At 66.7% G+C, this 21,373-nt stretch carries 21 protein-coding genes; 9 read left to right on the top strand and 12 right to left on the bottom strand.

The window, feature by feature from the left end:
- Positions 1-67: 67 nt before the first annotated feature.
- On the top strand, positions 68-1,393 hold the full coding sequence (locus EIP75_RS22285) for an FAD-dependent monooxygenase (protein WP_125245405.1): 1,326 nt from the start codon (positions 68-70) through the stop codon (positions 1,391-1,393).
- Positions 1,394-1,416: 23 nt separating this feature from the next.
- Here EIP75_RS22285 and EIP75_RS24200 read toward each other — a convergent pair whose 3' ends face one another.
- Both EIP75_RS24200 and EIP75_RS22280 read right to left on the bottom strand, forming a co-directional pair.
- Complete coding sequence (locus EIP75_RS24200) at positions 1,417-1,554, bottom strand: hypothetical protein (protein WP_158622960.1); 138 nt, start codon at positions 1,552-1,554, stop codon at positions 1,417-1,419.
- Positions 1,555-1,649: 95 nt separating this feature from the next.
- The gene (locus tag EIP75_RS22280) at positions 1,650-1,982 is read right to left on the bottom strand and encodes a hypothetical protein (protein WP_125245404.1); all 333 of its coding nucleotides are present in this window, start codon (positions 1,980-1,982) and stop codon (positions 1,650-1,652) included.
- Between the two features lie 30 nt (positions 1,983-2,012).
- Here EIP75_RS22280 and EIP75_RS22275 point away from each other — a divergent pair, with 30 nt between their 5' ends.
- Positions 2,013-3,320: a glutamate-5-semialdehyde dehydrogenase gene (locus EIP75_RS22275; RefSeq protein ID WP_125245403.1), complete on the top strand. Its 1,308-nt coding sequence runs from the start codon at positions 2,013-2,015 to the stop codon at positions 3,318-3,320.
- Positions 3,321-3,336: 16 nt separating this feature from the next.
- A complete protein-coding gene (locus EIP75_RS22270; RefSeq protein WP_125245402.1) occupies positions 3,337-4,122 on the top strand; it encodes a sulfite exporter TauE/SafE family protein in 786 nt (261 codons plus the stop codon).
- Between the two features lie 6 nt (positions 4,123-4,128).
- Here the strand turns inward: EIP75_RS22270 and EIP75_RS22265 are convergent, their stop codons facing one another.
- Positions 4,129-5,358, bottom strand: coding sequence for an SMP-30/gluconolactonase/LRE family protein (locus EIP75_RS22265; RefSeq protein WP_125245401.1), 1,230 nt, complete (start codon positions 5,356-5,358; stop codon positions 4,129-4,131).
- Positions 5,359-5,463: 105 nt separating this feature from the next.
- Between EIP75_RS22265 and EIP75_RS22260 the strand changes: the two genes are divergently transcribed.
- Positions 5,464-5,721: a DUF2061 domain-containing protein gene (locus tag EIP75_RS22260; RefSeq protein ID WP_125245400.1), complete on the top strand. Its 258-nt coding sequence runs from the start codon at positions 5,464-5,466 to the stop codon at positions 5,719-5,721.
- Here the strand turns inward: EIP75_RS22260 and EIP75_RS22255 are convergent, their stop codons facing one another.
- The gene (locus tag EIP75_RS22255; protein WP_125245399.1) at positions 5,722-6,549 is read right to left on the bottom strand and encodes a crotonase/enoyl-CoA hydratase family protein; all 828 of its coding nucleotides are present in this window, start codon (positions 6,547-6,549) and stop codon (positions 5,722-5,724) included.
- Positions 6,550-6,564: 15 nt separating this feature from the next.
- Positions 6,565-7,341 carry a ferredoxin--NADP reductase gene (locus EIP75_RS22250; RefSeq protein ID WP_125245398.1) on the bottom strand — a complete coding sequence of 259 codons (777 nt, stop codon included), beginning with the start codon at positions 7,339-7,341 and terminating at the stop codon, positions 6,565-6,567.
- 170 nt (positions 7,342-7,511) lie between these two features.
- On the opposite strand from EIP75_RS22250, the gene queC reads away from it, so the two are divergent.
- From queC to EIP75_RS22235, 3 genes are read left to right on the top strand one after another with little or no spacing between them, the layout of a single operon-like run.
- Positions 7,512-8,276 (top strand): 7-cyano-7-deazaguanine synthase QueC, encoded by a 765-nt coding sequence (gene queC, locus EIP75_RS22245; protein ID WP_125245397.1) that lies wholly within the window; start codon positions 7,512-7,514, stop codon positions 8,274-8,276.
- A gap of 34 nt (positions 8,277-8,310) precedes the next feature.
- A complete protein-coding gene (locus tag EIP75_RS22240) occupies positions 8,311-8,904 on the top strand; it encodes a LemA family protein (protein ID WP_125245396.1) in 594 nt (197 codons plus the stop codon).
- Between the two features lie 22 nt (positions 8,905-8,926).
- A complete protein-coding gene (locus EIP75_RS22235) occupies positions 8,927-10,849 on the top strand; it encodes a M48 family metalloprotease (protein ID WP_125245395.1) in 1,923 nt (640 codons plus the stop codon).
- 3 nt (positions 10,850-10,852) lie between these two features.
- On the opposite strand, the gene EIP75_RS22230 is transcribed toward EIP75_RS22235, so the two are convergent.
- From EIP75_RS22230 to EIP75_RS22210, 5 genes are all read right to left on the bottom strand, one after another.
- Positions 10,853-11,569: a chalcone isomerase family protein gene (locus tag EIP75_RS22230; protein ID WP_125245394.1), complete on the bottom strand. Its 717-nt coding sequence runs from the start codon at positions 11,567-11,569 to the stop codon at positions 10,853-10,855.
- A 15-nt stretch (positions 11,570-11,584) separates the two neighbouring features.
- Positions 11,585-12,772 (bottom strand): SphA family protein, encoded by a 1,188-nt coding sequence (locus tag EIP75_RS22225; protein WP_158622959.1) that lies wholly within the window; start codon positions 12,770-12,772, stop codon positions 11,585-11,587.
- A gap of 198 nt (positions 12,773-12,970) precedes the next feature.
- A complete protein-coding gene (locus tag EIP75_RS22220; RefSeq protein WP_125245392.1) occupies positions 12,971-13,240 on the bottom strand; it encodes an HPr family phosphocarrier protein in 270 nt (89 codons plus the stop codon).
- A complete protein-coding gene (locus EIP75_RS22215) occupies positions 13,209-13,667 on the bottom strand; it encodes a PTS sugar transporter subunit IIA (protein ID WP_125245391.1) in 459 nt (152 codons plus the stop codon). Before EIP75_RS22215 ends, EIP75_RS22220 begins: the two co-directional genes overlap by 32 nt.
- A gap of 21 nt (positions 13,668-13,688) precedes the next feature.
- Positions 13,689-14,276, bottom strand: a complete 588-nt coding sequence (locus EIP75_RS22210; protein ID WP_125245390.1) for a hypothetical protein — start codon at positions 14,274-14,276, stop codon at positions 13,689-13,691.
- A gap of 99 nt (positions 14,277-14,375) precedes the next feature.
- Between EIP75_RS22210 and EIP75_RS22205 the strand changes: the two genes are divergently transcribed.
- Complete coding sequence (locus EIP75_RS22205; protein WP_233584999.1) at positions 14,376-15,566, top strand: ATP-binding protein; 1,191 nt, start codon at positions 14,376-14,378, stop codon at positions 15,564-15,566.
- Between the two features lie 10 nt (positions 15,567-15,576).
- Here the strand turns inward: EIP75_RS22205 and EIP75_RS22200 are convergent, their stop codons facing one another.
- Positions 15,577-16,098 carry a TlpA disulfide reductase family protein gene (locus tag EIP75_RS22200; RefSeq protein WP_125245389.1) on the bottom strand — a complete coding sequence of 174 codons (522 nt, stop codon included), beginning with the start codon at positions 16,096-16,098 and terminating at the stop codon, positions 15,577-15,579.
- 36 nt (positions 16,099-16,134) lie between these two features.
- On the opposite strand from EIP75_RS22200, the gene EIP75_RS22195 reads away from it, so the two are divergent.
- Positions 16,135-16,821: a DUF4197 domain-containing protein gene (locus EIP75_RS22195; protein WP_125245388.1), complete on the top strand. Its 687-nt coding sequence runs from the start codon at positions 16,135-16,137 to the stop codon at positions 16,819-16,821.
- On the opposite strand, the gene EIP75_RS22190 is transcribed toward EIP75_RS22195, so the two are convergent.
- Positions 16,796-21,286, bottom strand: coding sequence for a YhdP family protein (locus EIP75_RS22190; RefSeq protein WP_125245387.1), 4,491 nt, complete (start codon positions 21,284-21,286; stop codon positions 16,796-16,798). The genes EIP75_RS22195 and EIP75_RS22190 overlap by 26 nt on opposite strands.
- Positions 21,287-21,373 lie beyond the last annotated feature (87 nt).

Below are 21,373 nucleotides of genomic sequence, written 5' to 3'. Positions count from 1 at the left end.
ACAATAGCTCGACAAGCTGCTCCGCCATCCGGACACCCACATACCGCCACCCGACGTATCCCAGCGCATGAACCACACTGCCGACCTGACAAGCCCGAACCCTTCGACCTTGGCTGCACCTGCCTCGTCGGTGTTGCGTCTGGCCGTGATCGGTGCCGGCCCAGCGGGTTTGGCCCTCGCACTGCAGGCCGCCCGTCTGCTGCCCGAGGCCTCGGTCACCGTGTTCGATGCCCGCTTGGCCGATCGTGATGTGTCCGGCGATCCGCGAACCCTTGCGCTGTCGCTGGGCAGCGTGCAGTTCCTGTCGCAACTGGGCGTGTGGGGTGGCATCGAGGCCACAGGCAAGGTGGCTGCCATCCACGAAGTGCATGTCTCGCAGCAGCAGCCCACCGTGCTGTGGCCTGGACGCGACCAGCCTCGGGTGGGCATCACCTCGCGAGAGCAGGGTGTGGCCCAGTTGGGCGCGGTGCTGAGCTACGGCACGTTGGTGGCACCCATGCAGGCGGCTTGGCAGGCGGCCGTGGCGGCGCACCCGGGGCGCCTGTCGATGCGCTTTGGCACACCGGTCAAGGGCCTCAAGCCGGTGGGCGGTGGGGTAGAGGTCGATGCCGACATCGCCGACGTGTTCGACCTGGCCGTGGTGGCCGAAGGCGGTGTCTTTGCTGACCAGCCCTCGCTGCGCTGGCCAGAGGGCCTGAGCCGTGACTATGAACAGACTGCCTGGGTGGGGCAGGTGCTGCTGGAGCCGGGCTCACCGGCCGGTGTGGCGTACGAGCGCTTCACACCCGCCGGGCCCGCGGCCTTGTTGCCCTTGCCCGATGGTGCCGTGACGGCCGAGGGCCCCATTGGCCGCCGTGCTGCCCTGGTGTGGTGCGTGCAGCGGGCCGACGACCCGGTGCAGGCGCTCGACCCGGTTCAACGCCTGGCCCTGCTCAATACCATCTTCCCGGAGCAGGTGGGGCGCATCCGCCAGGTGTCACCGCTCAAGGCCTTTCCGCTGGGGCTCAATGCCCACCGGCGCCTGGTGAGTGATGGGGTGGTGGCGCGCATTGGCAACGCGGCGCAGACGCTGCACCCGGTGGCGGGGCAGGGGCTGAACCTGGGGCTGCGTGATGTGCACGCCTTGCTGGAGGCCCTGCGCGAGGTGCTGCCTGGCCTGGTGGCCGATGCTGCAGACCGGTCGGTGCAGATCGGCCGTGCGCTGGGCCGCTTCGAACGGCGCCGCCAGCCTGACCGGCTGGCGCTCATCGCGGGCACGGATTTCCTGGCGCGCAGCTTCACGTATTCGGCGCCGGTGCTGGCGACCTTGCGAGGGCTGGGCCTGGGCTTGATGCAGATTGCAACGCCGGCGCGGCAGGGCTTGGCGCGCCTGATGATGTTCGGGCACCGCTGAGCGGCGGTGCGCTTGTCTGCAGTTCAGTAGGCGGCGTGGCCCGGGCTCTGGGTGCCGTAGGGCTGGCCAGGCGAAGGCATGTCGGCCAGGTGGGCCTGCACCCCGTACAGGGCCCAGGCCGTCATGGCGGCGAACAAAGTGTTCTGAAGCAGCTTGCGCATCACGTCTCCTTGTTCAGCTTGTCGAATCCATCGTAGGCAAGTGTGTCACGTTGCATCTGCCGAAAAACCCTCTGTCGTGGTGATTTCTCGACGGTTCAGGGTGTGAACTGTCGCGTTGGGTCAGGCCGGGGCTCGATCTCGAAGCTGGCATCGCAGCCGCTGCCGGCCGAGATCCATCGCGCCGCCCAGCGCCGCCACAACGCGCGCCACAGGCCGGGCCTTGCAGACCCTGCCATCAGCAAGCCGCAGCGGTAGCGCCCTTCGGCATCTGCCCACACCAGGGCTTTGCAAGCCCCGTGCCGCTTGCGGCTCACCAGCATGCCGACCGGGCAGGGCTCGGCCAGGCAGCACACGCCACAGCCGTTGCACGGCTGGCCCGTGGCGGGCTTGGCCGGTGCCTCGGGGTGAATGTGGATGACCTGGTGCATGAGCGCTTGTGGTTTGAGACAATGATGGGCATGAACACCGCCACCCAATCCCCTGAAAACACGGCCGAAGGCGTCGAGGCCCTGATGAACCGCCTGGGCCAGGCTGCGCGAGCCGCGGCCACCATGATGGCGGCATCTTCCACTGCGGCCCGCAACAATGCCTTGCTGGCGCTGGCGGCGCGCATCCGCTCAGAGGCCGACACGCTCAAGACGCGCAACGCCATCGACATCTACGCAGCCGAGTCCAACGGTCTGTCCGCGCCCATGGTGGACCGTCTGCGCCTGACCGACAAGGTCATCGAGACCATGGCCCAGAGCTGCGAGCAGGTGGCGGCCCTGCCAGACCCGGTTGGCGAGATGACCAATCTGCGCCGGCGCCCCACCGGCATCACCGTGGGCCAGATGCGTGTGCCCATCGGTGTGTTCGGCATGATCTTCGAAAGCCGGCCCAACGTCACCATCGAGGCGGCCTCGCTGGCCATCAAGAGCGGCAACGGTTGCGTGCTGCGCGGCGGCTCGGAGGCCATCGAATCGAACAAGGCGCTGTGGGCGCTGGTGCAAGCAGCCCTGGCCGATGCCGGCCTGCCCAAGGACGCGGTGCAACTGGTGCCCACCACCGACCGCGCCGCCGTGGGCCGCCTGATCGCCATGCCCGAGTACGTGGATGTGATCATCCCCCGCGGGGGCAAGGGCCTGATCGAGCGCATCAGCCAGGAGGCCAAGGTGCCGGTGATCAAGCACCTGGACGGCAACTGCCACACTTACGTCGATGCCGAGGTGGATCTGGACCTGGCCGTCAAGGTGACGGACAACGCCAAGACGCAGAAGTACAGCCCCTGCAATGCCACGGAATCTCTGCTGGTGCACGTGGCCCAGGCCGCAGCATTCTTGCCGCGCATTGGCAAGGTGTTCGCCGACAAAGGCGTGGAGATGCGCGCCGATGCCCGTGCCAAGGCCATCCTGGCCGACGTGCCCGGCGCTCAGGTGGTCGAGGCCACCGAGCAGGATTGGTACGAGGAGTACCTGGCCCCCGTGATCGCCGTGAAGGTGGTCGATTCGCTGGACGAGGCCATTGCCCACATCAACCGGTACGGCTCGCACCACACCGATGCGATCCTGACCACCAACCATCCCAACGGCATGCGCTTCATCCGCGAGGTCGATTCGGCCAGCGTGATGATCAACGCGTCCACGCGTTTCGCCGATGGTTTCGAGTACGGCCTGGGCGCCGAGATCGGCATCAGCACGGACAAGTTCCATGCGCGCGGCCCGGTGGGCCTGGAGGGGCTGACCTCGCTGAAGTTCGTGGTGCTGGGGCAGGGCGAGGTCCGCGGCTGAATGCGCGGCTGACCTGATGCTCGATCTCACGGCCGGCAATGTCGGCCTGATGTTGGCCGCGGCAGGCGCCGCTGGCGTGGTCGATGCCATCGTGGGCGGTGGTGGGTTGATCATGGTGCCTGCGCTGTTCGGGCTGTTCCCGCAGGCGCTGCCGGCCACCTTGCTGGGCACCAACAAGGCGGCGGCCGTGTGGGGCACGGCCTGGTCGGCCTGGCAGTTCTCGCGTCGGGTGCGCCTGCCCTCGCGCCGCCTGATGGGAGCCATGCTGGCCGCCTTGATCGGCTCTGCGCTCGGGGCCTGGTTGGCCACGCGCGTGCCGGCCGGTGCGTTTCGGGTGGCCTTGCCGCTGGTGCTGGGGGCGGTGTGGGTCTATACCCTGTGGCGCAAGGACCTGGGCCACACGCATGAACCCAATTGGGCGCCCCATGTCGAGGCCTGGTGGGCCACCTTGCTGGGGGCCACCGTGGGCCTGTACGACGGCTTGTTCGGGCCGGGCACGGGCAGCTTCTTCGTGTTCGCGCTGGTGCGCGGGCTGGGCTGGGATTTCCTGCACGCCAGTGCGGCGGCCAAGCGGCTGAACGTGGCCACCAACGTGGCCGCCCTGGCCTGGTTCATCCCGCATGGCCATGTGGCGTGGGCGCTGGCCCTGCCCATGGCCGTGGCCAATGTGCTGGGCAGCACGCTGGGCACGCGACTGGCCCTGCGCCACGGCTCGGGCTTCGTGCGCGTGGTGTTCCTGGTGGTGGTGGGCGTGCTGATCCTCAAGACGGCGTGGGACGCCTGGGGCTCTTGGGTTGTTTGAGCCGCCTCACTGCGCCGCAGCCGGCCCCTTGTAGGGCATCCAGCCAATGCCGTGCGCATGCAGGCTTTGCACGAACAGGTTGCCTCCCAGCTCGGTGGCCGCCGTGGTCTCGGGGTAGCCACCGGCCGGGTCCTGCAGGTCATCGACGATGCGGCCTTCTTCATCGAACGCGACGATGTGGCCATAGGCCTTGGGCACGGGCCACAGCACGCGCGGCAGGCGCAGCGTGAGCGAGCGGATCCACGGCTTGTCGGCGGCGATGTCGATGATCTTGCTGCGCGGCTTGGTCAGGCCCACCCAGATGCGGCCGTTCTCACCGCGCGTGAGGTTGTCGGGGAAGCCCGGCAGGTTGTCGATCAGCACCTTCGCGGCTCCCTGGTCGAAGGCGTTCTTGAGCGTGGGCACGTTGCTCATGCCTTCGGAAGAGCGGGCCACCGACAGGCGCGCCAGATCGATCTTGAGGATGCGGTACGAACCGGTCTCGGCCAGGAACAGGTGCTTGCCATCCCTGGAAAAGGCCAGGCCGTTGGGAAAGCACAGGCCGCTCAGGGCCACGCGTCCCCGGTTGGACACCGGATCGACCACCAGCACGCGGCCCGTGCAGCTGTGCTCCAGGATGTCGAGCACGCTGGCTTCCATGGTGCCACCGTCGGCCTTGGCGCTGAAGCGGCGTGAAGCGTCCGTCACCCAGATCGCGCCGCGGCTGTCCACGGCCACGCCGTCCGCATAGCGGATCGGGTCGTTCGGCATGGGCATGTCGACCGAATCGAGCAGGGTCTTGACGGAAGCCTTGCCTGTGGCCGCCGCGGCCAGCGAGATCGATTGCAGGCCGTTGAGGGCGTCGGCGATGTAGAGCGTCTGCCCGTCGGGCGATACATCGAGCCCCAGCGGGCGGCCGCCCGTGTTGGCCAGCACGGTGGGCTGGCCTTCAGGCGACATGCGCAGGATGTCGCCATTGCGCGTGGCGGTGTAGAGCTGGCCGGCGTGCGCCAGGATGTGTTCGGGGCCTTCCTGCTCGGCCGCCAGAGGCCACTGCTGCAGCCCGGCAAGGCGCTTGTTTGGGGCATGGACGCCGGTGTAGCTGGCGTCCATCGGGGCAGACCAAGACACCGGGTGCACGTTCAGGGGCCAGAAGAACAGGTAGGCCAGCACGGCGATCAGGGGTGTCAGCCAGGAAAAGACCAGGCGGCCGGCCAGGCGCAGCACGCCCCGTTGGCGTGTATGCGCTGATGTCATAGATTTTTTATATTGCATCTATTTTTCTAATTTGTTTGATCAATGGGGTCCGCTTGTCCACAATGAGAACCATTCTCACTGCATCCCAGAACAAGGAGTCGGACCATGGCTAAAACAGCAACCTTCGGCGTCATGCACCTGGTCACGTCCTTCACCGTCACCTACGCCTTGACGGGCAGCGTCAGCATCGCGGGCATCGTGACCTTTGTCGAACCGCTGGTCAACACGGTGATGCACTACTTCTTCGACAAGTATTGGGATCACCCGAAGGTGGAGGCGGCTCGTGGGGTGATCGCCCGAGTGAGGGGGCGTCGCGCCCAGGCCACGGAACAGAACCGTGATGAGCTCGGCCAACCGGCCTGATCACAGTCGGCGCGGCTTGTACGGCTTGAGCTGAGGCTCGGTGCCTGCTGCCACGGCCTTGGCCCGCGCCTGTTCACGCGCCATCGCCACCTGCTGGTTGCGCCGGCCGATCACACGGCGCTGCCACAGACGCTCGGCCCGCAGCGCGCGCCACAACCCCACGCGCCAGGCGTTCTGAAGCAGGAACTTGCCCGCAGCCACGCTGTCGGGCGAGCGGGTGGCGATCTCGCGGGCCAGTGCATGGGCCGCTGCCACCGGCTCATCGGCCAGGTGCGTGACCAATCCCAGGGCGTGCGCCTGGGTGCCATCGATCACGCGGCCGGTGAAGGTGAGTTCCTTGGCCACGTCCAGCGGCATCAGCTCGCGCAATGCAGCGATGCCGCCCATGTCGGGCACCAGGCCCCACTTGGCTTCGAGCAATGAGATCTGCGATTGGGGGTGCGCGAAGCGGATGTCTGCGCCCAGGGCCAGCTGGATGCCGGCGCCGAAACAGTTGCCGTGCACCGCGGCGATCACGGGCACGCCCAGCTGGCGCCAGCCCATGCTCCAGCGCTGGAACTGGTTGGTGAAGGGCCACAGCAGTTGCGTGGCCTTCCAGGCGGCCAGCGCCGGGCGGGCCAGCACGGCCTTGAAATCCAGGCCGGCGCAGAAGGAGGGGCCGTGGCCCACCAGGATCACGGCGCGCACCGAGCGGTCGCGCCTGAGCTGGCGCTGCGCTGCGATCATCGCGTCGATCATCGGGAAATCGACGCCGTTGTGCTTGTCGGCGCGGTTGAGCGTGACCGTGGCCACGCCTTGATTGATCACCACCAGGACACGGTCGTTCATGGTGGCGGCCGCGATTTACTTCTCGACGAAGGCGCGTTCGATCACGTAATCACCAGGCTCGCCCTGCGAGGGCGAGATGTGGAAGCCGCGGGCATCGAGGATCTTGCACAGATCGGTCAGCATGGACGGGCTGCCACACATCATGGCGCGGTCGGTGGCGGGGTTCAGCGGCGGCAGGCCGATGTCTTCGGCCATCTTGCCGTTCTCGATCAGGTCGGTCAGGCGGCCCTGGTTGCGGAACTCTTCGCGGGTGACCAGTGGGTAGTAGATCAGCTTGTCGCGTACCAGCTCGCCCAGCAGCTCGTGGTCGGGCAGGTCCTGGCTGATGAAGTCGTGGTAGGCCAGCTCGCTCTTGTAGCGCACGCCGTGCACCAGCACCACCTTGTCGAACTTCTCGTAGGTGTACGGATCCTGGATGATGCTCATGAAGGGCGCCAGGCCGGTGCCCGTGCCGAACAGGTACAGGTTCACGGCGGGCTTGAGGTCATCGACGACCAGGGTGCCCACGGCCTTGCGGCTGACCAGGATCTTGTCGCCTACCTGCAGGTGCTGCAGGCGCGAGGTGAGGGGGCCGTCCTGGACCTTGATGCTCAGGAACTCGAGGTTCTCTTCGTAATTGGCGCTGGCGATGGAATAGGCCCGCATCAGCGGCTTGCCATTGACCTCCAGGCCGATCATCACGAAGTGGCCGCTGGCAAAGCGCAGCGCAGGGTCGCGCGTCGTCTTGAAACTGAACAGCGTGTCGTTCCAGTGGTGGACGTGGGTGACGGTTTCGTGATTGAACGCGGCCATGTTGGCGATACCTCAGCTGAGCCTGACGAAAACCCTAGATTCTCGCTTAGAACGCGAACTATTCAAAATGCTGACCCCCTGCACCCCGTGATTTCGGGGCCTTTGACCGGCATAAGGTATGCTGAAATTCGAATAAGGGCCCCGCTCGCGGGCCCCAAGATGTTCCCCCAATGACCGATCCTGTTGCCCCTTCCGCCAGCACGCAGCCCGCGCAGCTGAGCGATCTTGACCCGCGCACCGCCCTGGTGGTGTTTTCCGGCGGGCAGGATTCCACGGCCTGCCTGGCCTGGGCCCTTGAGCGCTACGCCCATGTCGAGACGGTCGGTTTCGACTACGGCCAGAGGCACCGGGTGGAGCTGCATTGCCGCAGCCGCGTGCGCTCCGAGATCACGCGTGAGTTCCCGCAGTGGGCGCCCCGCCTGGGCAGCGACCACCTGCTGGATCTGCGCCTGCTGGGCCAGCTGTCCGACACCGCCCTGACCGAGACCCGCGCCATCACGATGCAGGCCAACGGCCTGCCCAACACATTCGTGCCTGGCCGCAACCTGCTGTTTCTGAATTTCGCGGCCTCGCTGGCCTACCGCCGGGGTGCCTCGGTGCTGGTGGGCGGCATGTGCGAGACGGATTACTCCGGCTACCCCGATTGCCGCGACAACACGCTCAAGGCCCTTCAGGTGGCCATCAGCCTGGGCATGGACACGCCCATGACCATCGAGACCCCGCTGATGTGGCTGACCAAGGCGCAGACCTGGGCCCTGTCTGCCGAGCTGGGCGGCGAGGCACTGACCTGGATCGTCAAGGAGCACACCCACACCTGCTACCTGGGCGACCGGAGCGTGCGGCATGCCTGGGGCTATGGCTGTGGCCAATGCCCGGCCTGCAAGCTGCGGCTTGAGGGCTATGAGGCCTGGGAGGCGTCACGCGCTGGGGCATGATGTCGGCACACCAACCGACACCGGAGCATTTGCCATGAGCCTGACGCAGATCATCACCCTGGCCGTGCTGGCCTTGCTGATCTTCTGGGCCGTGGGTGCCTACAACCGCCTGGTTCGGCTGCGCAATGCCATCACCAACGCATTTGCGCAGATCGATGTGCAGCTCAAGCGCCGCCATGACCTGATCCCCAACCTGGTGGATGTGGCCCGCAAGTACCTCGAGCACGAGCGCGAAACACTCGAGCGCGTGACCGCTGCGCGCAACCAGGCCATTGCCGCGGCCGATCTGGTGCGCGCCCGCCCCGGGCAGCCCGGCCCGGTCAAGAGCCTGGGGCTGGCCGAAGAGGTGCTGGCCTCGGCCATGCGGGGCTTCAATGCCGTGGTCGAGTCCTACCCTGAGCTCAAGGCCGACGAGACCCTGCAGCGCCTGAGCGAAGAGCTCACGCACACCGAGAACAAGGTGGCCTTCGCGCGCCAGCTGTTCAACGACGCCACGCTGGATTTCAACAACGCGGCGCAGCAGTTTCCGACCAATGCGGTGGCCGGCGTGTTCGGTTTCCGCGAGGCGCCCATGTTGCAGGCCACGACCAGTGACGCCGAGCGCTCGCCGGTCAAGGTCAGCCTTTAAGCAAGGCTGAGCCGTTCCCACCATGCGTTTCTGGCAGCAACAGGCACACGCCCGAGGCCAGACCCTGCGGTTGCTGCTGTCGTTCGCACTGCTGGTGGTCTTGCTGGTGGTGGCCGTCAACACCTTGCTGGCGGTGCTTTACCGCCTGGTGATTCCTTTTGGCACCGGCTGGCCGCTGCTGTTCTTCGAGACCAACACCGCCGTGGTGCTGATGTTCGTGCTGGGCGGTGCGTGGATGGAAGCCTGGCGCCTGCGTGATGGCGGCGGCGTGCGCGTGGCCCACTGGATGGGCGGAGTCGAAGTGCAGGACGATGGCGGTGCGCTCAAGCGCCGCCTGCTCAACGTGGTCGATGAGATGGCCCTGGCCTCGGGGCAGCCCTTGCCGCGCGTGTTCGTGCTGCCGCGCGAAGGGGCCATCAATGCGTTTGTGGCGGGCTGGTCGCCCGAGACCTCTGCCCTGTGCGTGACGCAGGGAGCGCTGGACCGTCTGAACCGCGCCGAGCTGCAAGGCTTGGTAGCGCATGAGTTCGGGCACCTGGCAGAGGGCGATGGCCGTCTGAGCATGCGCCTGCTGTCGCTGGTGTGGGGGCTGTCGCTGCTGTATGGCTGGGGGCGCCACCTGATGAGCCCCGATGCAAACGGCCGTGTGAACGCCTTGGCCTGGCTGGTGGGCGCAGTGCTGGCTGCCGTGGGCTGGCTGGGCTGGTTATGCGGCCGCCTGCTGCAGGCGGCCGTGTCGCGCCAGCGCGAGTTCCTGGCCGATGCCAAGGCGGTGCAGTTCACGCGTGCCAAGGATGGGCTGGGCCAGGTGTTGCGCAAGGTGCAGCATGAGCAGCAGACCCATGCCGACCGCCTGCACCACCCCAACGCGGACGCCCTGGCCTTTCTGTGGCTCAATGCGCCGGGCTGGGCTGCGCGGCTGGCCTCGCATCCGCCGCTGTCCGAGCGCATTCGCCGCATCTACGGCACCGCACGCTCACCGCTGGCCGTGGTCAAGGAGGCTGCGCCCAGCAGCCTGCCGGCAGAGCCCAGGCACGTGAGCCTGCCTCCTGGTGTGATGGCGGCTTCGGCCCCGCCCACCTTGCCGCCCAGCACCCAGCCTCCCATCACCGTGCCCGGAGGGCTGGGGCCACGTCTGCTGCCCGATGTCGATACCCAGGATGCGCTGGGCCGGCTGAGGCTGCTGGCCGGCCCCATGCAGCAGCGAATGGCCATCCTCGCGTTCATGATGCGGCCGGACAACGAGGCTGAGCAGCGCTTCTGGGCTCAGTCCACGCGTGATCTGCACGGCGCGGCGCGGATCCTGGCGGATGTGCAGGCCCTGCCGCCCATGTTCCGCGTGCCTGAGTTCGAGCGCATGCTGGCCCAGATGGCCTACGAGCCTGTCGCGCGGCGACGTGAGTTGGTGGTGGCCTGCCGTGAATTGCTGCGCGCCGACGGCAAGGTCTCGCCCCGCGACAGGTTGTGGTGGCTGGCCCTGCGCCATCGCATGGGTGAGGTCAACACCACCCAGGCCTTTATGCGGCCTGTGACGGGGCAGGGGCGTGATCTGACCCAGCTGCAAACCGACGAGCGCAGCCACGTGGCGACGTTCAGCGCTTATCTGGCGCGCATCCTGCCCGTGGCCGCAGAAGGACCGGAGCCCTCGGCCCAGGGCTTGGCTTGGTACCGCGCCGTGATGGCCCGATGCCATTTGCCCGGTGTGCCCTGGCCCCCTTTCATGCCGCCCGATGCGGATGCGCTGATGCATGCCCTGGCGGGCACGCAGGAGCTGTCATGGGTGATCCGGCCGCAGCTGGTGCGGGCCTGGGTGGAAGAGGCGCTGAACCACAGCCCTGCAGGCCTCATGAGCGCCGACACCGCCGATGCGCTGCGCCTGAGCGCCGGGCTGCTGGACACACCCTTGCCGCCCGCCCTGGCCGTGCATTACCCCAAGGCGACCTGAGGGTCAGGGCTGCTCGGCGGGGCTCACCGTGCCGCCGCCCACGCGGTTCAGCCTGGTCAAACCCAGCAGGCCGTTGCGAAGTTCGGCCGGGGCGTGCGGGCCGATGTACATGCGCAGGTAGATCTGGTAGGCCAGCTCGTTGTTGATGGCCATCGCGTCCATCGTGCCATCACCCGTGAGCTGCCTGCCGTTGTGCGTGGCCATCCAGCCGCGCCCGGGCACCCAGTCCAGGTTGACCACATCGCCCTTGGTCACGCGCTTGACGTTGGAGTAGGCAGCGCCGATCTGGCCGATCACGTCGATGAGCTTCTTGAACTCTTCGTCGGTGGCCACCTGCTTGAAATCGGCGATGAAGATGCGCGAGATGGTCGACGAGGTGAACTCGCGCAGGATGTTGAGCTGGATGCGGCGCAGGCCGTCCAGCTTCATGATGGCTTCGGGGGTGGTGCGCTTTTCGGGCAGGTACAGGGCCGTCACATCGGCCTTGAAGTAGCCGCGCTTGCGCAGGCCGATGCCGTTGAGCACCAGCTTCTTGCCATAGGCCGTGATGGTCTCGTCGATCTCGATGCCTTCGAGTTCGACGGCCGCCTTGACCTCGGGCGTCCACAGCATGAAGGCCGTGGCTGCCGTGCTGGTCACGAAGGCCCGCCGGGAGATCAGCAGGCGTTCGATGGCGTCAGCACCGGGGGCCGCATCGGGCCCGTTCAATGGATCCGACATGGGGCACCTCCCGGCTTACATGCCAAAGGGCTTGGAGATGGTCAGCCAGTAGGCTGTGCCTTCGCTGCGATTGCGCGAGGCGAACTCACGCAGCAGCTTGCCTTCGACCATCATCTCGCCGCCGTTCATGATCCAGGCCAGTGATGGACCGAGGGCGAACGTGCGCATGCGGCTGCCGTCTGCCGCATCGATGGAAGCCTGGGTCGCAGCATTGCCGCTGGAGTCATCAGAGATCTGCTGCACCACGTAACCCTGCAGGCCCAGGCGGAAGTCATCGGAGATGAACTTCATCAGCTGGAAGTCCAGGTTGAACATGTTGCCGCTCTTGTAGTCGGTGTCCTTGTTGCGCGTGTTGAAGGACAGCACCGCGCGGGCACCCACGTCCCAGCCATCGCCGATGTAGCCGTACTGCACCGAGGGGCGGAAGGTGTAGAAGTTGCCGTAGCCGGCGTTGATGCCGGAGTTCTTGTTGTAATCACCCGTCGGGATCACGATCGTGGGCGCGAAGGAGATGGCCTGGTTGTCGCCCAGCTCCCAATGCATGATGGGAGACATTTCGAGATCGCCCATGCCAGTGGCCTGGCCACGGCTGCCCGTGATCTGAGAGTTCACCGTGTTGCGGATGGTGTTGCCGGCTTCTGTGGCGCCCGTGGGGCCGATCACGGCACCCAGAACGCCCAGGTTGGCTGCCGACAGTGTTACGGGGTCTGCCGAGATCGAGGTCTGGCGGCGGACCATCGGCAGCATGGCAGTGAAGCCCAGGTTCGCGCCGAAGGCCTGGTTGGTGCTCAGGTAGGTGACACGGAACAAGGCTGCGTAGACATCAGCGCGGAAGTTGTTCACGTTGGTGTTGTACCCAACGCCCTGAAAGCCCGCGCCGGCCAGCGCTGCATTGGCGGCCGCCTGATTGGCCGGCGGGATGGGGAGGCGTGAGACGATGGAATCGCGGGAGGCCGTTCCGCTGATCGCGCCGACCTTGTCCCCGTTGTTATCCTTCAACTTGGTCGCATGGTAGTGAATCATCGCCACCTGCCCATACCAGCCCGGCACCAGCAGAGAGGTCATGTCGCTGCCGCCCACGCCTGGCGAATACCGTTGACCGCGGCCCTCTGCAGCCATGGCTGATGACGATGCCGCGACCACGGCGGCCGTTGCCAGCAACGTCAGGGACATCGTCTGCATGCGTGTGGACTTCGACTTCATGGGGTTCCTCTGAGATGGACGTGGATAAGGCGACATCGGCACATGGCGCACCGAATTGAAGCGAAACGTTAGTTTGCGCCCGTAATCCCATGGAAAACCATGGGAAACAGGTCACCCCAGGGATAGCCGGGGGAGGTTTTGTCGTGGCATTGCAACGAAGCGCCTCCGGTCTCGGCAGGTCAGGCGCAGTGTGGCGGTTTACTCGCCTTCGCCGAACTTGTCGTTGATCAGGGCCAGGATGGCCTTGGAGGCGTCTTCCTCTCGGTCGCCTTCGCATTCCAGTTCGATGGCCGTGCCCACGCCGGCGGCCAGCATCATCACGCCCATGATGCTCTTGGCGTTCACGCGGCGGTCGTTGCGGCTGAGGTGGACCTCGCAGGGGAAGCTGCTGGCCAGCTTGGTGAGCTTGGCCGATGCACGGGCGTGCAATCCCAGTTTATTGCTGATGGTGACGGTGGTCTTGATCATGGGTCGGATGGATGGCCTGGTTCTGAGGGCGGGTGGATGCGATCTGCATCACCCCCTGGGTGCCGCCCGCCAGTGCCCGCGTGATCAGGATTTCGAGGGGCTCATGGGCGTAGTTCATGGCGCGCCACAGCATGGGCACGTTGGCCCCCGTGACCACCTTGACCTTCACGCCATCGGCCAGCCGCAGCACCACATTGCACGGGGTGGCTCCGAACACGTCGGTCAGCACCAGGGCTTCATGGCGGGGGTCGGTGTCCTGGGCGCGGGCCAGCAGCACGCGTGCCTGGGCTTCGATCTCTTCGGGCGGCAGGTTGGGAGGCACGTCCAGTGTCTCGATGCGCTCCGCCGCCTCGGCAAAGGTGTGCCGCGCCGCCAACTTCAGTGCGGTGGCCAGCGGCGCGTGGGCGATGATCAGCAAACCAGGCATACCAATGGGATTATCGGCCTGTCAGCGCGGAAAGTTGAACCCCTGAACAAAGGCCTCAGCGGCGGGGTCGTCAACTAGCAACGCCCCGTCGGTATTGTTTTTCCAGACACTGGCCTGGAAAGCGGTCAGCCCGCGTGCAAAAGTCCACGTTGTCACCTGCACCGGCTCGACACGGGTGGTGGACACCGGCCGATGGCCTTGGAGCAGCCAGTGGCGTGAGGCCGCATGGGAGTCAGCCCCTTTGATACGTGTCGGCCCGAGGTCCTGTCGCTGCGCCTGCTGGTTCGGGCTGGGCGCCAGATTGCGCCACAAGGCCTGGTCCAGCGCCGGCAGGACCTGCGTGAGCCGCTGCGGCGTGCCGGCATCCAGGTGGCTCAGGGCCCAGGTCATGCCGCCAGCCTGGCAGGACAGCACATGCAGGTCCACCGCTTCGCCCTCCAGCCCAGGCATCACCAGCCGCCGAACGGCCGTGTCCACTTTGCAAGGGAACATGGTGACCAATCCCTGCGCGTCTGCCGGCTTGACCTCGCGCCAGTTCAGCGCAGGCGCACAGGCGGTCAGGCACAGCAGCAAGGCCCCGCCGAGGCAGAAAACAGGGGTTTCGGTCATGGTTGGAAGACGGTATGACGCCCAGGGATTTCACCCGCCCGTGGGATGGACAGCCCGGGTAAAAGCCGTAATATCACATGCAAACGATAGGGGTATTCAATGAACTATGTCACCTTGCCGACGTCGGCAGAGGGGCCTGCGGCATCGCAGGCATCGTCCGTGCCTCCCGAAGGCATGGTCGACGTCGCCACCTGGCAGCGTACCCAGGCCGATCTGATGCGTTTTCAAGAGCTGGTGGCCCAGGTGGGGCGCGAGCTGGCCGAGCCGCTCACGGCGGCGCTGGAGCGCGTGAATGCCCTGATGAGCACGGGCAGGATTGACCGCGCAGGCCTGAAATCGCTGCTGTCCGAAATGGACCGGGCTCGCCAGGCGGGCATCTGGTGCCAACAGATCTCGCGCTTGTCGTCCGGGCGTGCACGCCAATCGCATGAGCGCGTGCACCTGACCAACACCATTCAGAGCGTGCTGGCGCACCGTGCGCGCGAGCTGCAAGCCCGCGGCGTGCAGGTGGTGCAGGCCATGGCGCCGGTGGAGGTGCAGGTCGATGCGCCCATGCTGTTCTCGCTGCTCAATGGCCTGGTCGACTGGTGGCTGGCCTGTGCCCACGGCACCATCGATCTGCGGGTGGACATCAAGCCCTGGCCCGCCCATGGGCAGCTGGTTCTGCGCCTGCAGCACCGTCCGGCCGATCTGTCGGATGGCTTGAAGAATGGCGAGGTGCCGGGAGCTGTCAATGGCCTGACCTGGCACCTGATCGATCAGATCGCCCAGACCATGGGCCTGAAGGTGGAGCGCCAGGTCGACGCATCCACGCTCAACCTGGTGCTGGAGTTCCCACACACCATCAACCCCTTGCTGGCGCCTGATCCGGTGGATGAGCCCGAGCAGGAGGGCTTTGCCACCTCGCTCAACTCCAAGCCGCTGGCCGGCAGCCACATCCTGGTGGTGGCCGCGCGCCGGGATCTGCGCCTGCTGATCCGCGAGTCGGTCAAGTCGATGGGGCTGATCGTGGATTTCGTGTCCTCGGTGGGAGAGGCCACGCAGTTCTGCCGCGAGGCTCTGCCGCACGCCATCATCTTTGAATCGTCGCTGCGCGGACAGCGTTTCGATCAGTTGATCGCCAGCATCCGCCAGGAAGTGCCCGATTTCGTGATGGTCGAGGTACTGGAAGAAGGCAGTGCCTTCGACATCTCGTCCATCAGCCCGAACGGGGTGGCGCGTGTGGGCCGCGAGTCGGTGCTCACCTCGCTGCCGTCTGCCCTGGTGTATGAGCTGGCGCGTGTGATGTGATGATGGATCGTCAGGCCTTGAGCAGTTGCTCGATCAGCGCGTGCAAGGCCTTGAAATCCGGCTCGCCGATGTAGCGCTTGACCACCTGCCCCTTCTTGTCCACCACGAAGGTGGTGGGCGTGAGTTGCACCGGCCCGAAGGCGTTGGCGATGTCGCCGGTGTGGTCCATGGCCACGCGGAAGGGCAGTTGCCGGCTTTGCGCAAACTGCATCACGTAGGCGGGCGGGTCGTACTGCATGGCGATGGCCACGGTCTCAAGGCCCTGGGCCTTGTAGCGCTGGTGCGTGGCCACGATCTCGGGCATTTCCTTGACGCAGGTGGTGCAGCTGGTGGCCCAGAAGTTGATCAGCGCCACCTTGCCCTTGAAGTCGGTGAACCGGTGCTGGCTGCCATCGAGCTGCGTGAAAGACACGTCCGGTACACTGCCTTGGCCGGCGTCGGAACACCCCGTCAGCCCCCAGGCCAGGCCCGCAGCGGCGGTGGCCAGCAGCAATTGCCGGCGGTTGAGGGGGGCATCAATGGCTTGGCTCATGGTCGGCCTGTGGTTCCTTCTCCGAAGAGGTCAAGTATGCAGCGTCGTGTCGTATTGTCGTCGGTCGTGGCCGTGGGCACATGCTCTCTCGCCCCATGGGCGATGGCGGCGGTCGGGTTCAGTTCGGCCGAGGGCACCCAGGCCCTGCGCGCGGCGCTCGAGAAAGGTGCCCAGGCGGCCGTCAGCCAGTTGGGCCGGGTGGATGGATTCCTGGGCAACGACAAAGTTCGCATCCCCTTGCCTTCCGTGCTGGAGCAGGCCGCCCCACTGCTCAGGACGCTGGGCCGTGGCAAACAGCTCGAGGAGCTGCAGACGACCATGAACCGCGCGGCCGAGCAGGCCGTGCCGCTGGCCCTGCCGCTGCTGAGGTCGGCGATCCGCTCGATGTCGGTGTCCGATGCGAAGCAGATCCTGTCGGGCGGCGATACCTCGGTGACCGATTTTTTTGCCGGCAAGACGCGTGAGCCGCTGGCCGTGCAGTTTTTGCCCATCGTCAGCAAGACCACCGAGCGCCTGTCGCTGACCAAGCGCTACAACGACCTGGCCGGCAAGGCCGCCAGCATGGGCCTGATCAAGGGCGACCAGGCCAATGTGCAGCAGTACGTCACGGCCAAGGCGCTCGACGGGCTGTTCACCATGATCGGCGAGCAGGAGAAGCTGATCCGCCAGGATCCCGTGGGCACGGGCAGTGCCATCCTCAAGAAGGTGTTCGGCTCTCTTTGACATCACCCGCGCGGCCATTGGTTGGCGGCGCACCCGGCGTTCTGGGGGGAGGGTCTTCCGTGGCCAGGGCCGGCACGGTGGTGCGCGGCACGCGCTCGACCTGCGGGTCGGCCCAGGTGCCGGTGATGGTGAACTCGCGCGTGGTGGCCTCCACCACCGTCTTGCGCAACAGCACCTGCGCAATGAAGGTGCCCAGCCCTATGGCCGGGTTGATGGCTGCGTAGGCCAGCGAGGCGGTGCCTGCGTTCAGCTCGGGCACCACGAACACACGCAGGTTCTGTGTCTCGCCTGCCAGGTCGGCCTGGCCTTCCATCAGCACCAGGGCCTGCACACCGCGCATGCGCAGGTTGTGGGTCTGCGCCACGCCCTGGGTGATCTTGGCATCGCCCTCGATGTGGTCGAAGGCAAAGCCCGACTGGAACACATCGCGGAAATCGAGCGCCAGGCGGCGTGGCAGCGACTGCAGGCTGAGCACGCCCAGCAGCTTGGCCACGCCAGGTTCGGCCTTGAGGAACTGGCCTTCATTGATGGCCACGTTGATGTCTCCGTTCATCGAGGCGGCGTGCGGCTCCAGTGGTGAGCCCAGCCAGGCCACCTGGCCTGTCATGCGGCCCTTGCCGCCACGCAGGGTCTGCGGCATGCCCAGGCGGCCCAGCAGTGCGCCGGTATTGTTCAGATCCAGCGTGAAGTTGAAGGCGGCCCGGTGGCGGGGCTTGCCGGCCTTGCTGTCGGCCTGCTGGGCGCCAAGGGCGGCCCAGTTGCCGGTGGCGTTGAACTGCGCATCGGCGTTGCCCAGGCGGAACTTGGTCATGCGCCATTCGGGCAGCGGGGGAGTGCCCTGGTTGTTGCCGAGGCGGTTGACGGCATCCACCTCCAGCTTGCCCAAGGCCATCCCCCGCCATTCGAACTGGTCGATGACGATGTCCAGCGCCGGCACGCTGGCCGTGTCGCTGCCCAGCATGTTCTTGGCGGCTTGCTCTTCGAAGGCATCGGCCTCGGCTTCGGGTATCTGCAGGCGGCTCAGGCGGGCCACGATGCGGCTGTTGGTGCCGGCGGTGCCGCTGTCGGGCCGCACCTCGATCTGTCCGGCCAGTTGCTGCGCATCGATCTGTGCCCGCCATACGTCTGGGACGGGGTGGGCCACCGTGGCCGTGACATCCTTGAGGGTGCGCTGCCGCAGTTGCAGTGAACCCGTTTTGACCGTGAGCGTGTCGGGCAGGTAGCTGTCCAGCGGATCGTTGGCTGCGGTGCTGGCAGTGGTGTTGCCCGTGCCCGTGCCCGTGCCCGTGCCCGTGCCCGTGCCCGTGCTGGTGAAGCCCGTGGCTGGATCCGTCTTGAGCTGATTGACAAGCGCGAGCCAGGCATCCAGGTCCAGTTGAGGCAGCACCACCCGGGCGGCGATGCCTTCAGTGGGCATGGGCAGGGGAGGCGCGCTGTTGCCTTGCGTCAGGCTGGCCATGCCACGCAGCACGGTGGGCACGGCCTGACCGTTGAGGGCTCGCCGCAGCTCTGCTTTGGCGGTCACGGGGCCGGACAGGTCGAGCAGCAGCGCATCGGTCTTGCCCTCGGGGTCGTCCGAGCGGTGCACCAGCTTGAGCGGCCAGGCCGTGTCGGCGCGCTTGTTGAGCGGGGCGGGCAGATCAAGCTGCAGCCCTTGCAAGGTGCTTTCGACCTGCAGCTCGGGGCGGGCCGAGAAGGCTGTGGAAGACGCACTGGCCGTGCCGGCGGGGCGGGTGCGGTTCAGGGCGATCGACACGGTGACGGGGGTCTGGCCTGACATGCGGTGTGCCAGGCGAGCCAGCACAGGCCACTCGGCCGCACCGCGCATGCCTTCGGCGCTGATCATGCCGCTGGCCACGAAGCGGGGCACGCCCTGGGCATCGCGCGTGCCGCTGACCTGGATCTCCTGGCCCCACACCTTGGCGCGTCCGTCCACCTTGAGCGTGTCCTGTGTGAACTGGACGCGGCCCCGCACGCCGTGCATCCAGGGCGCCTGGGGTGACAGCCGCAGCGAGGTCTGATCCTGCTCTGCCATCAGCACATCGCCTTGCACGATGGTGTCGGCCACGTGATTCAGCGGGATGTCCAGCATCAGCCGCAGGCTGCCGCGCCCCATGCTCTGTGCATCGCCGAGCATCTGGCCCGTCCATTGGCCCACCGGCGACACGGCCATGTAGCGCAGCAGATCGGCCATGGGGCCGTGCCCTTCGCCCTGGATGCTGAGCTTGGGATGGTCGCTGGCCAGATCCTCGATGCGGCCGCTGACCTTGTGCAGGGCAAAGTTGCTGCTCCCTGTGCCGCCCATGCTGCCCAGCATGGCCGTGGCGTTTTCGATGCGCAGACGGTGACCTTCGAACAGCAGCGTGCCGTTGAGGTGGGTGAACGCGGGCCAGTAGGGGGCAGCGGCCACGGCGCCGGGTGGAGGTTTGTCGCTGGGCACATAGTCCAGCGTGGCGTCCTTCACGGGCACGGCGATGCGGAACTTGCCGCCCTGGTCGTCCTTGAACGGGAAGTGCCAGAGGTCTCCACGCACCTCGAAACTCACGTTCTCGCCCACCCCGCCCTTGACGGCGTCGCGCACGTAATGGCGTGCATCGGCATTGACCGCTGCGGGCAGGTAGCGCCACACGCGGATGCCCAGGGCCTGCTTGAGCGTGCCTTTCATGTCCAGGTGGCCTGGGTAGCGCCCGTCGTCACCGACGCCCGTGCCCTTGCCGGTGCGCCACGTGGCGCGCAGATCGCCCCGGGCGTCTTCGTTGACGAAGCTCGCTTTGGGTACCTCGACTGACACGGTCGGTGGCTGGCCGGTGGCACCAGGCGTGACGCGCCAGCTCACATCGGCCTGCAGCTGATCGAGAGGGATGCGGGGCTCTTCGAAGGCGCCGGGGAACTCGGCCCAGCCTTGCTTGATGGCCAGCGTGGCCTCACCACCGCCTTCGGTGGCCTTGAACTCCACATCGGCGTTCGCCAGTCCGGGGTGTTCTCGAGACGCCTGCCAACTGACGCCGCGCAACTGGCCCGTCGCCTTGTATTCCTTGGGCGCGTCTGCCGGGCCTTGCCAGCTGATGTCGAGCTGCTCGGCGATGCCTTTGGGGTCCCAGTCGTCCAGTTGCTGGCGCAGCGAGTCGGCCAGCGGCAGCCGGTCGGCCAGGCGGGCCAGCAGGGCCAGGTCAAGCCTGTCGGTTTGCAGGCTGCCTTGCTGTGTGCGTTTCCAGACCTCACCTTGCAACTCAGGCAGCAGGCCCTGGGGCGTGCCGGGCTTGGGGGCAGGGGCCGCGGCATGCTGCCATTGCAGTTTGGCCTGGCTGGCCGGCCACACCAGGCCATCGTCCATCTTGAAGCGCAGGCCTTGCCAGGCCAGTGTGGTCTGAGTGGGCTCGTGCAGGGCGGTCACCTGGCCAGCGATCTGCCTGAAGGCCAGCGGGGGCAGGTTGGCCGCCAGGCGCAGCGACACGGCCTGCACGTCGGCATCGATCATCACCTCGCGGGGCTGGCCTTGCTTCATCGTGGCCTTGACCGCCAGCTTGCCCCGGCCACCTTGCACATCGAAGGGCAGGGCGGCATGGCGTTTGAGAGTCTGCACATCCACATGCGGCAGGTTCACGGCCAACTGGCCAGACCAGTTGTGCCAATCGCTCGCACGCGTGGGCTGGCCGAACCAGCGCACCCACCAGGCAGGCTCGGGCTCTCCGGGCTGGCCCACCTGCCGCGTCCAGCGGGGTTGGGAGATGTCGGCGCTCACATCGAAGCGCTGGCCGAACGCCGTGGGCGGCGTGGCCGACAGGCGCCATTCGTTCATGCGGCGGGCCAGGCCCGGGCGGCTGCGAAGGCTCAGGTCTACCTGGGTCAGGCGCAGCGGTTCGGCCTTGATCAGCTCGTCCGTCCAGGTGATGCTGCCTTGCTCGATGCGGATCAGGCGCTGGCTCAGCAACCAGTCCGTGGCCTGGCTGCCTCCGGGGCCGGTACGGCGGGTGTCCAGCGTGAGGCCGGCAACGTGAAGCAAGCCCTGCGCATCGCGGCGCACATCCAGTTGCGGCTGGCTCAGCACCAGGCTGTCCACATGCAGCTCGCGGCGCCACAGCGAGGTGGGCCACAGGCTGCTGGGCGACAGCCGTACCGTGACGCGTGGCAGCCTCAAGGCGTCGCGCCCCTGGGTGTCAATGAACCGGATGTCCTCCAGTGTCAATTCGGGCCACCACCCATCCGCTTTGCCCGACACGCGGGCAATCCGCACGGGCACCCCCAGCGTCGATGTGGCCTGTTGTGCCAGCGGCTCACGCCACTGGTCGATTTTGGGCACAATTTGTGTAAGCAGGATCCACCAGGATGTCACTGCCAGGGCCACCAGGCCGGCTGACGCGATCAGGATCCACCGGAGCGCCCGTAGCCACTGCTTGCGCCGGGGCGCCTGGTCGGACCGTTCAACGGAGGTTTCGCGGTCAGCCGCGGGAATGTTATTGGTCATGGAACAGCGACATCATCGGTCAAGCCCGGACGCCGGCATGAAACGCAGGGCAAGGGCCATGCGGGTTACAGCCCGTCGGTTCGACAG

Source organism: Aquabacterium soli, assembly GCF_003933735.1.
Taxonomy (GTDB): Bacteria; Pseudomonadota; Gammaproteobacteria; order Burkholderiales; family Burkholderiaceae_C; genus Aquabacterium; species Aquabacterium soli.
Note: the sequence above shows the minus strand (reverse complement) of the source record. Positions and strands in the feature narration are given on the sequence as shown.

Bases quoted from the DNA above. Each gene is read 5' to 3' on its own strand.
- EIP75_RS22285 (WP_125245405.1), top strand. From the start codon at position 68: ATGAACCACACTGCCGACCTGACAAGCCCGAACCCTTCGACCTTGGCT.
- EIP75_RS24200 (WP_158622960.1), bottom strand. From the start codon at position 1,554: ATGCGCAAGCTGCTTCAGAACACTTTGTTCGCCGCCATGACGGCCTGG.
- EIP75_RS22280 (WP_125245404.1), bottom strand. From the start codon at position 1,982: ATGCACCAGGTCATCCACATTCACCCCGAGGCACCGGCCAAGCCCGCC.
- EIP75_RS22275 (WP_125245403.1), top strand. From the start codon at position 2,013: ATGAACACCGCCACCCAATCCCCTGAAAACACGGCCGAAGGCGTCGAG.
- EIP75_RS22270 (WP_125245402.1), top strand. From the start codon at position 3,337: ATGCTCGATCTCACGGCCGGCAATGTCGGCCTGATGTTGGCCGCGGCA.
- EIP75_RS22265 (WP_125245401.1), bottom strand. From the start codon at position 5,358: ATGACATCAGCGCATACACGCCAACGGGGCGTGCTGCGCCTGGCCGGC.
- EIP75_RS22260 (WP_125245400.1), top strand. From the start codon at position 5,464: ATGGCTAAAACAGCAACCTTCGGCGTCATGCACCTGGTCACGTCCTTC.
- EIP75_RS22255 (WP_125245399.1), bottom strand. From the start codon at position 6,549: ATGAACGACCGTGTCCTGGTGGTGATCAATCAAGGCGTGGCCACGGTC.
- EIP75_RS22250 (WP_125245398.1), bottom strand. From the start codon at position 7,341: ATGGCCGCGTTCAATCACGAAACCGTCACCCACGTCCACCACTGGAAC.
- queC (WP_125245397.1), top strand. From the start codon at position 7,512: ATGACCGATCCTGTTGCCCCTTCCGCCAGCACGCAGCCCGCGCAGCTG.
- EIP75_RS22240 (WP_125245396.1), top strand. From the start codon at position 8,311: ATGAGCCTGACGCAGATCATCACCCTGGCCGTGCTGGCCTTGCTGATC.
- EIP75_RS22235 (WP_125245395.1), top strand. From the start codon at position 8,927: ATGCGTTTCTGGCAGCAACAGGCACACGCCCGAGGCCAGACCCTGCGG.
- EIP75_RS22230 (WP_125245394.1), bottom strand. From the start codon at position 11,569: ATGTCGGATCCATTGAACGGGCCCGATGCGGCCCCCGGTGCTGACGCC.
- EIP75_RS22225 (WP_158622959.1), bottom strand. From the start codon at position 12,772: ATGAAGTCGAAGTCCACACGCATGCAGACGATGTCCCTGACGTTGCTG.
- EIP75_RS22220 (WP_125245392.1), bottom strand. From the start codon at position 13,240: ATGATCAAGACCACCGTCACCATCAGCAATAAACTGGGATTGCACGCC.
- EIP75_RS22215 (WP_125245391.1), bottom strand. From the start codon at position 13,667: ATGCCTGGTTTGCTGATCATCGCCCACGCGCCGCTGGCCACCGCACTG.
- EIP75_RS22210 (WP_125245390.1), bottom strand. From the start codon at position 14,276: ATGACCGAAACCCCTGTTTTCTGCCTCGGCGGGGCCTTGCTGCTGTGC.
- EIP75_RS22205 (WP_233584999.1), top strand. From the start codon at position 14,376: ATGAACTATGTCACCTTGCCGACGTCGGCAGAGGGGCCTGCGGCATCG.
- EIP75_RS22200 (WP_125245389.1), bottom strand. From the start codon at position 16,098: ATGAGCCAAGCCATTGATGCCCCCCTCAACCGCCGGCAATTGCTGCTG.
- EIP75_RS22195 (WP_125245388.1), top strand. From the start codon at position 16,135: ATGCAGCGTCGTGTCGTATTGTCGTCGGTCGTGGCCGTGGGCACATGC.
- EIP75_RS22190 (WP_125245387.1), bottom strand. From the start codon at position 21,286: ATGACCAATAACATTCCCGCGGCTGACCGCGAAACCTCCGTTGAACGG.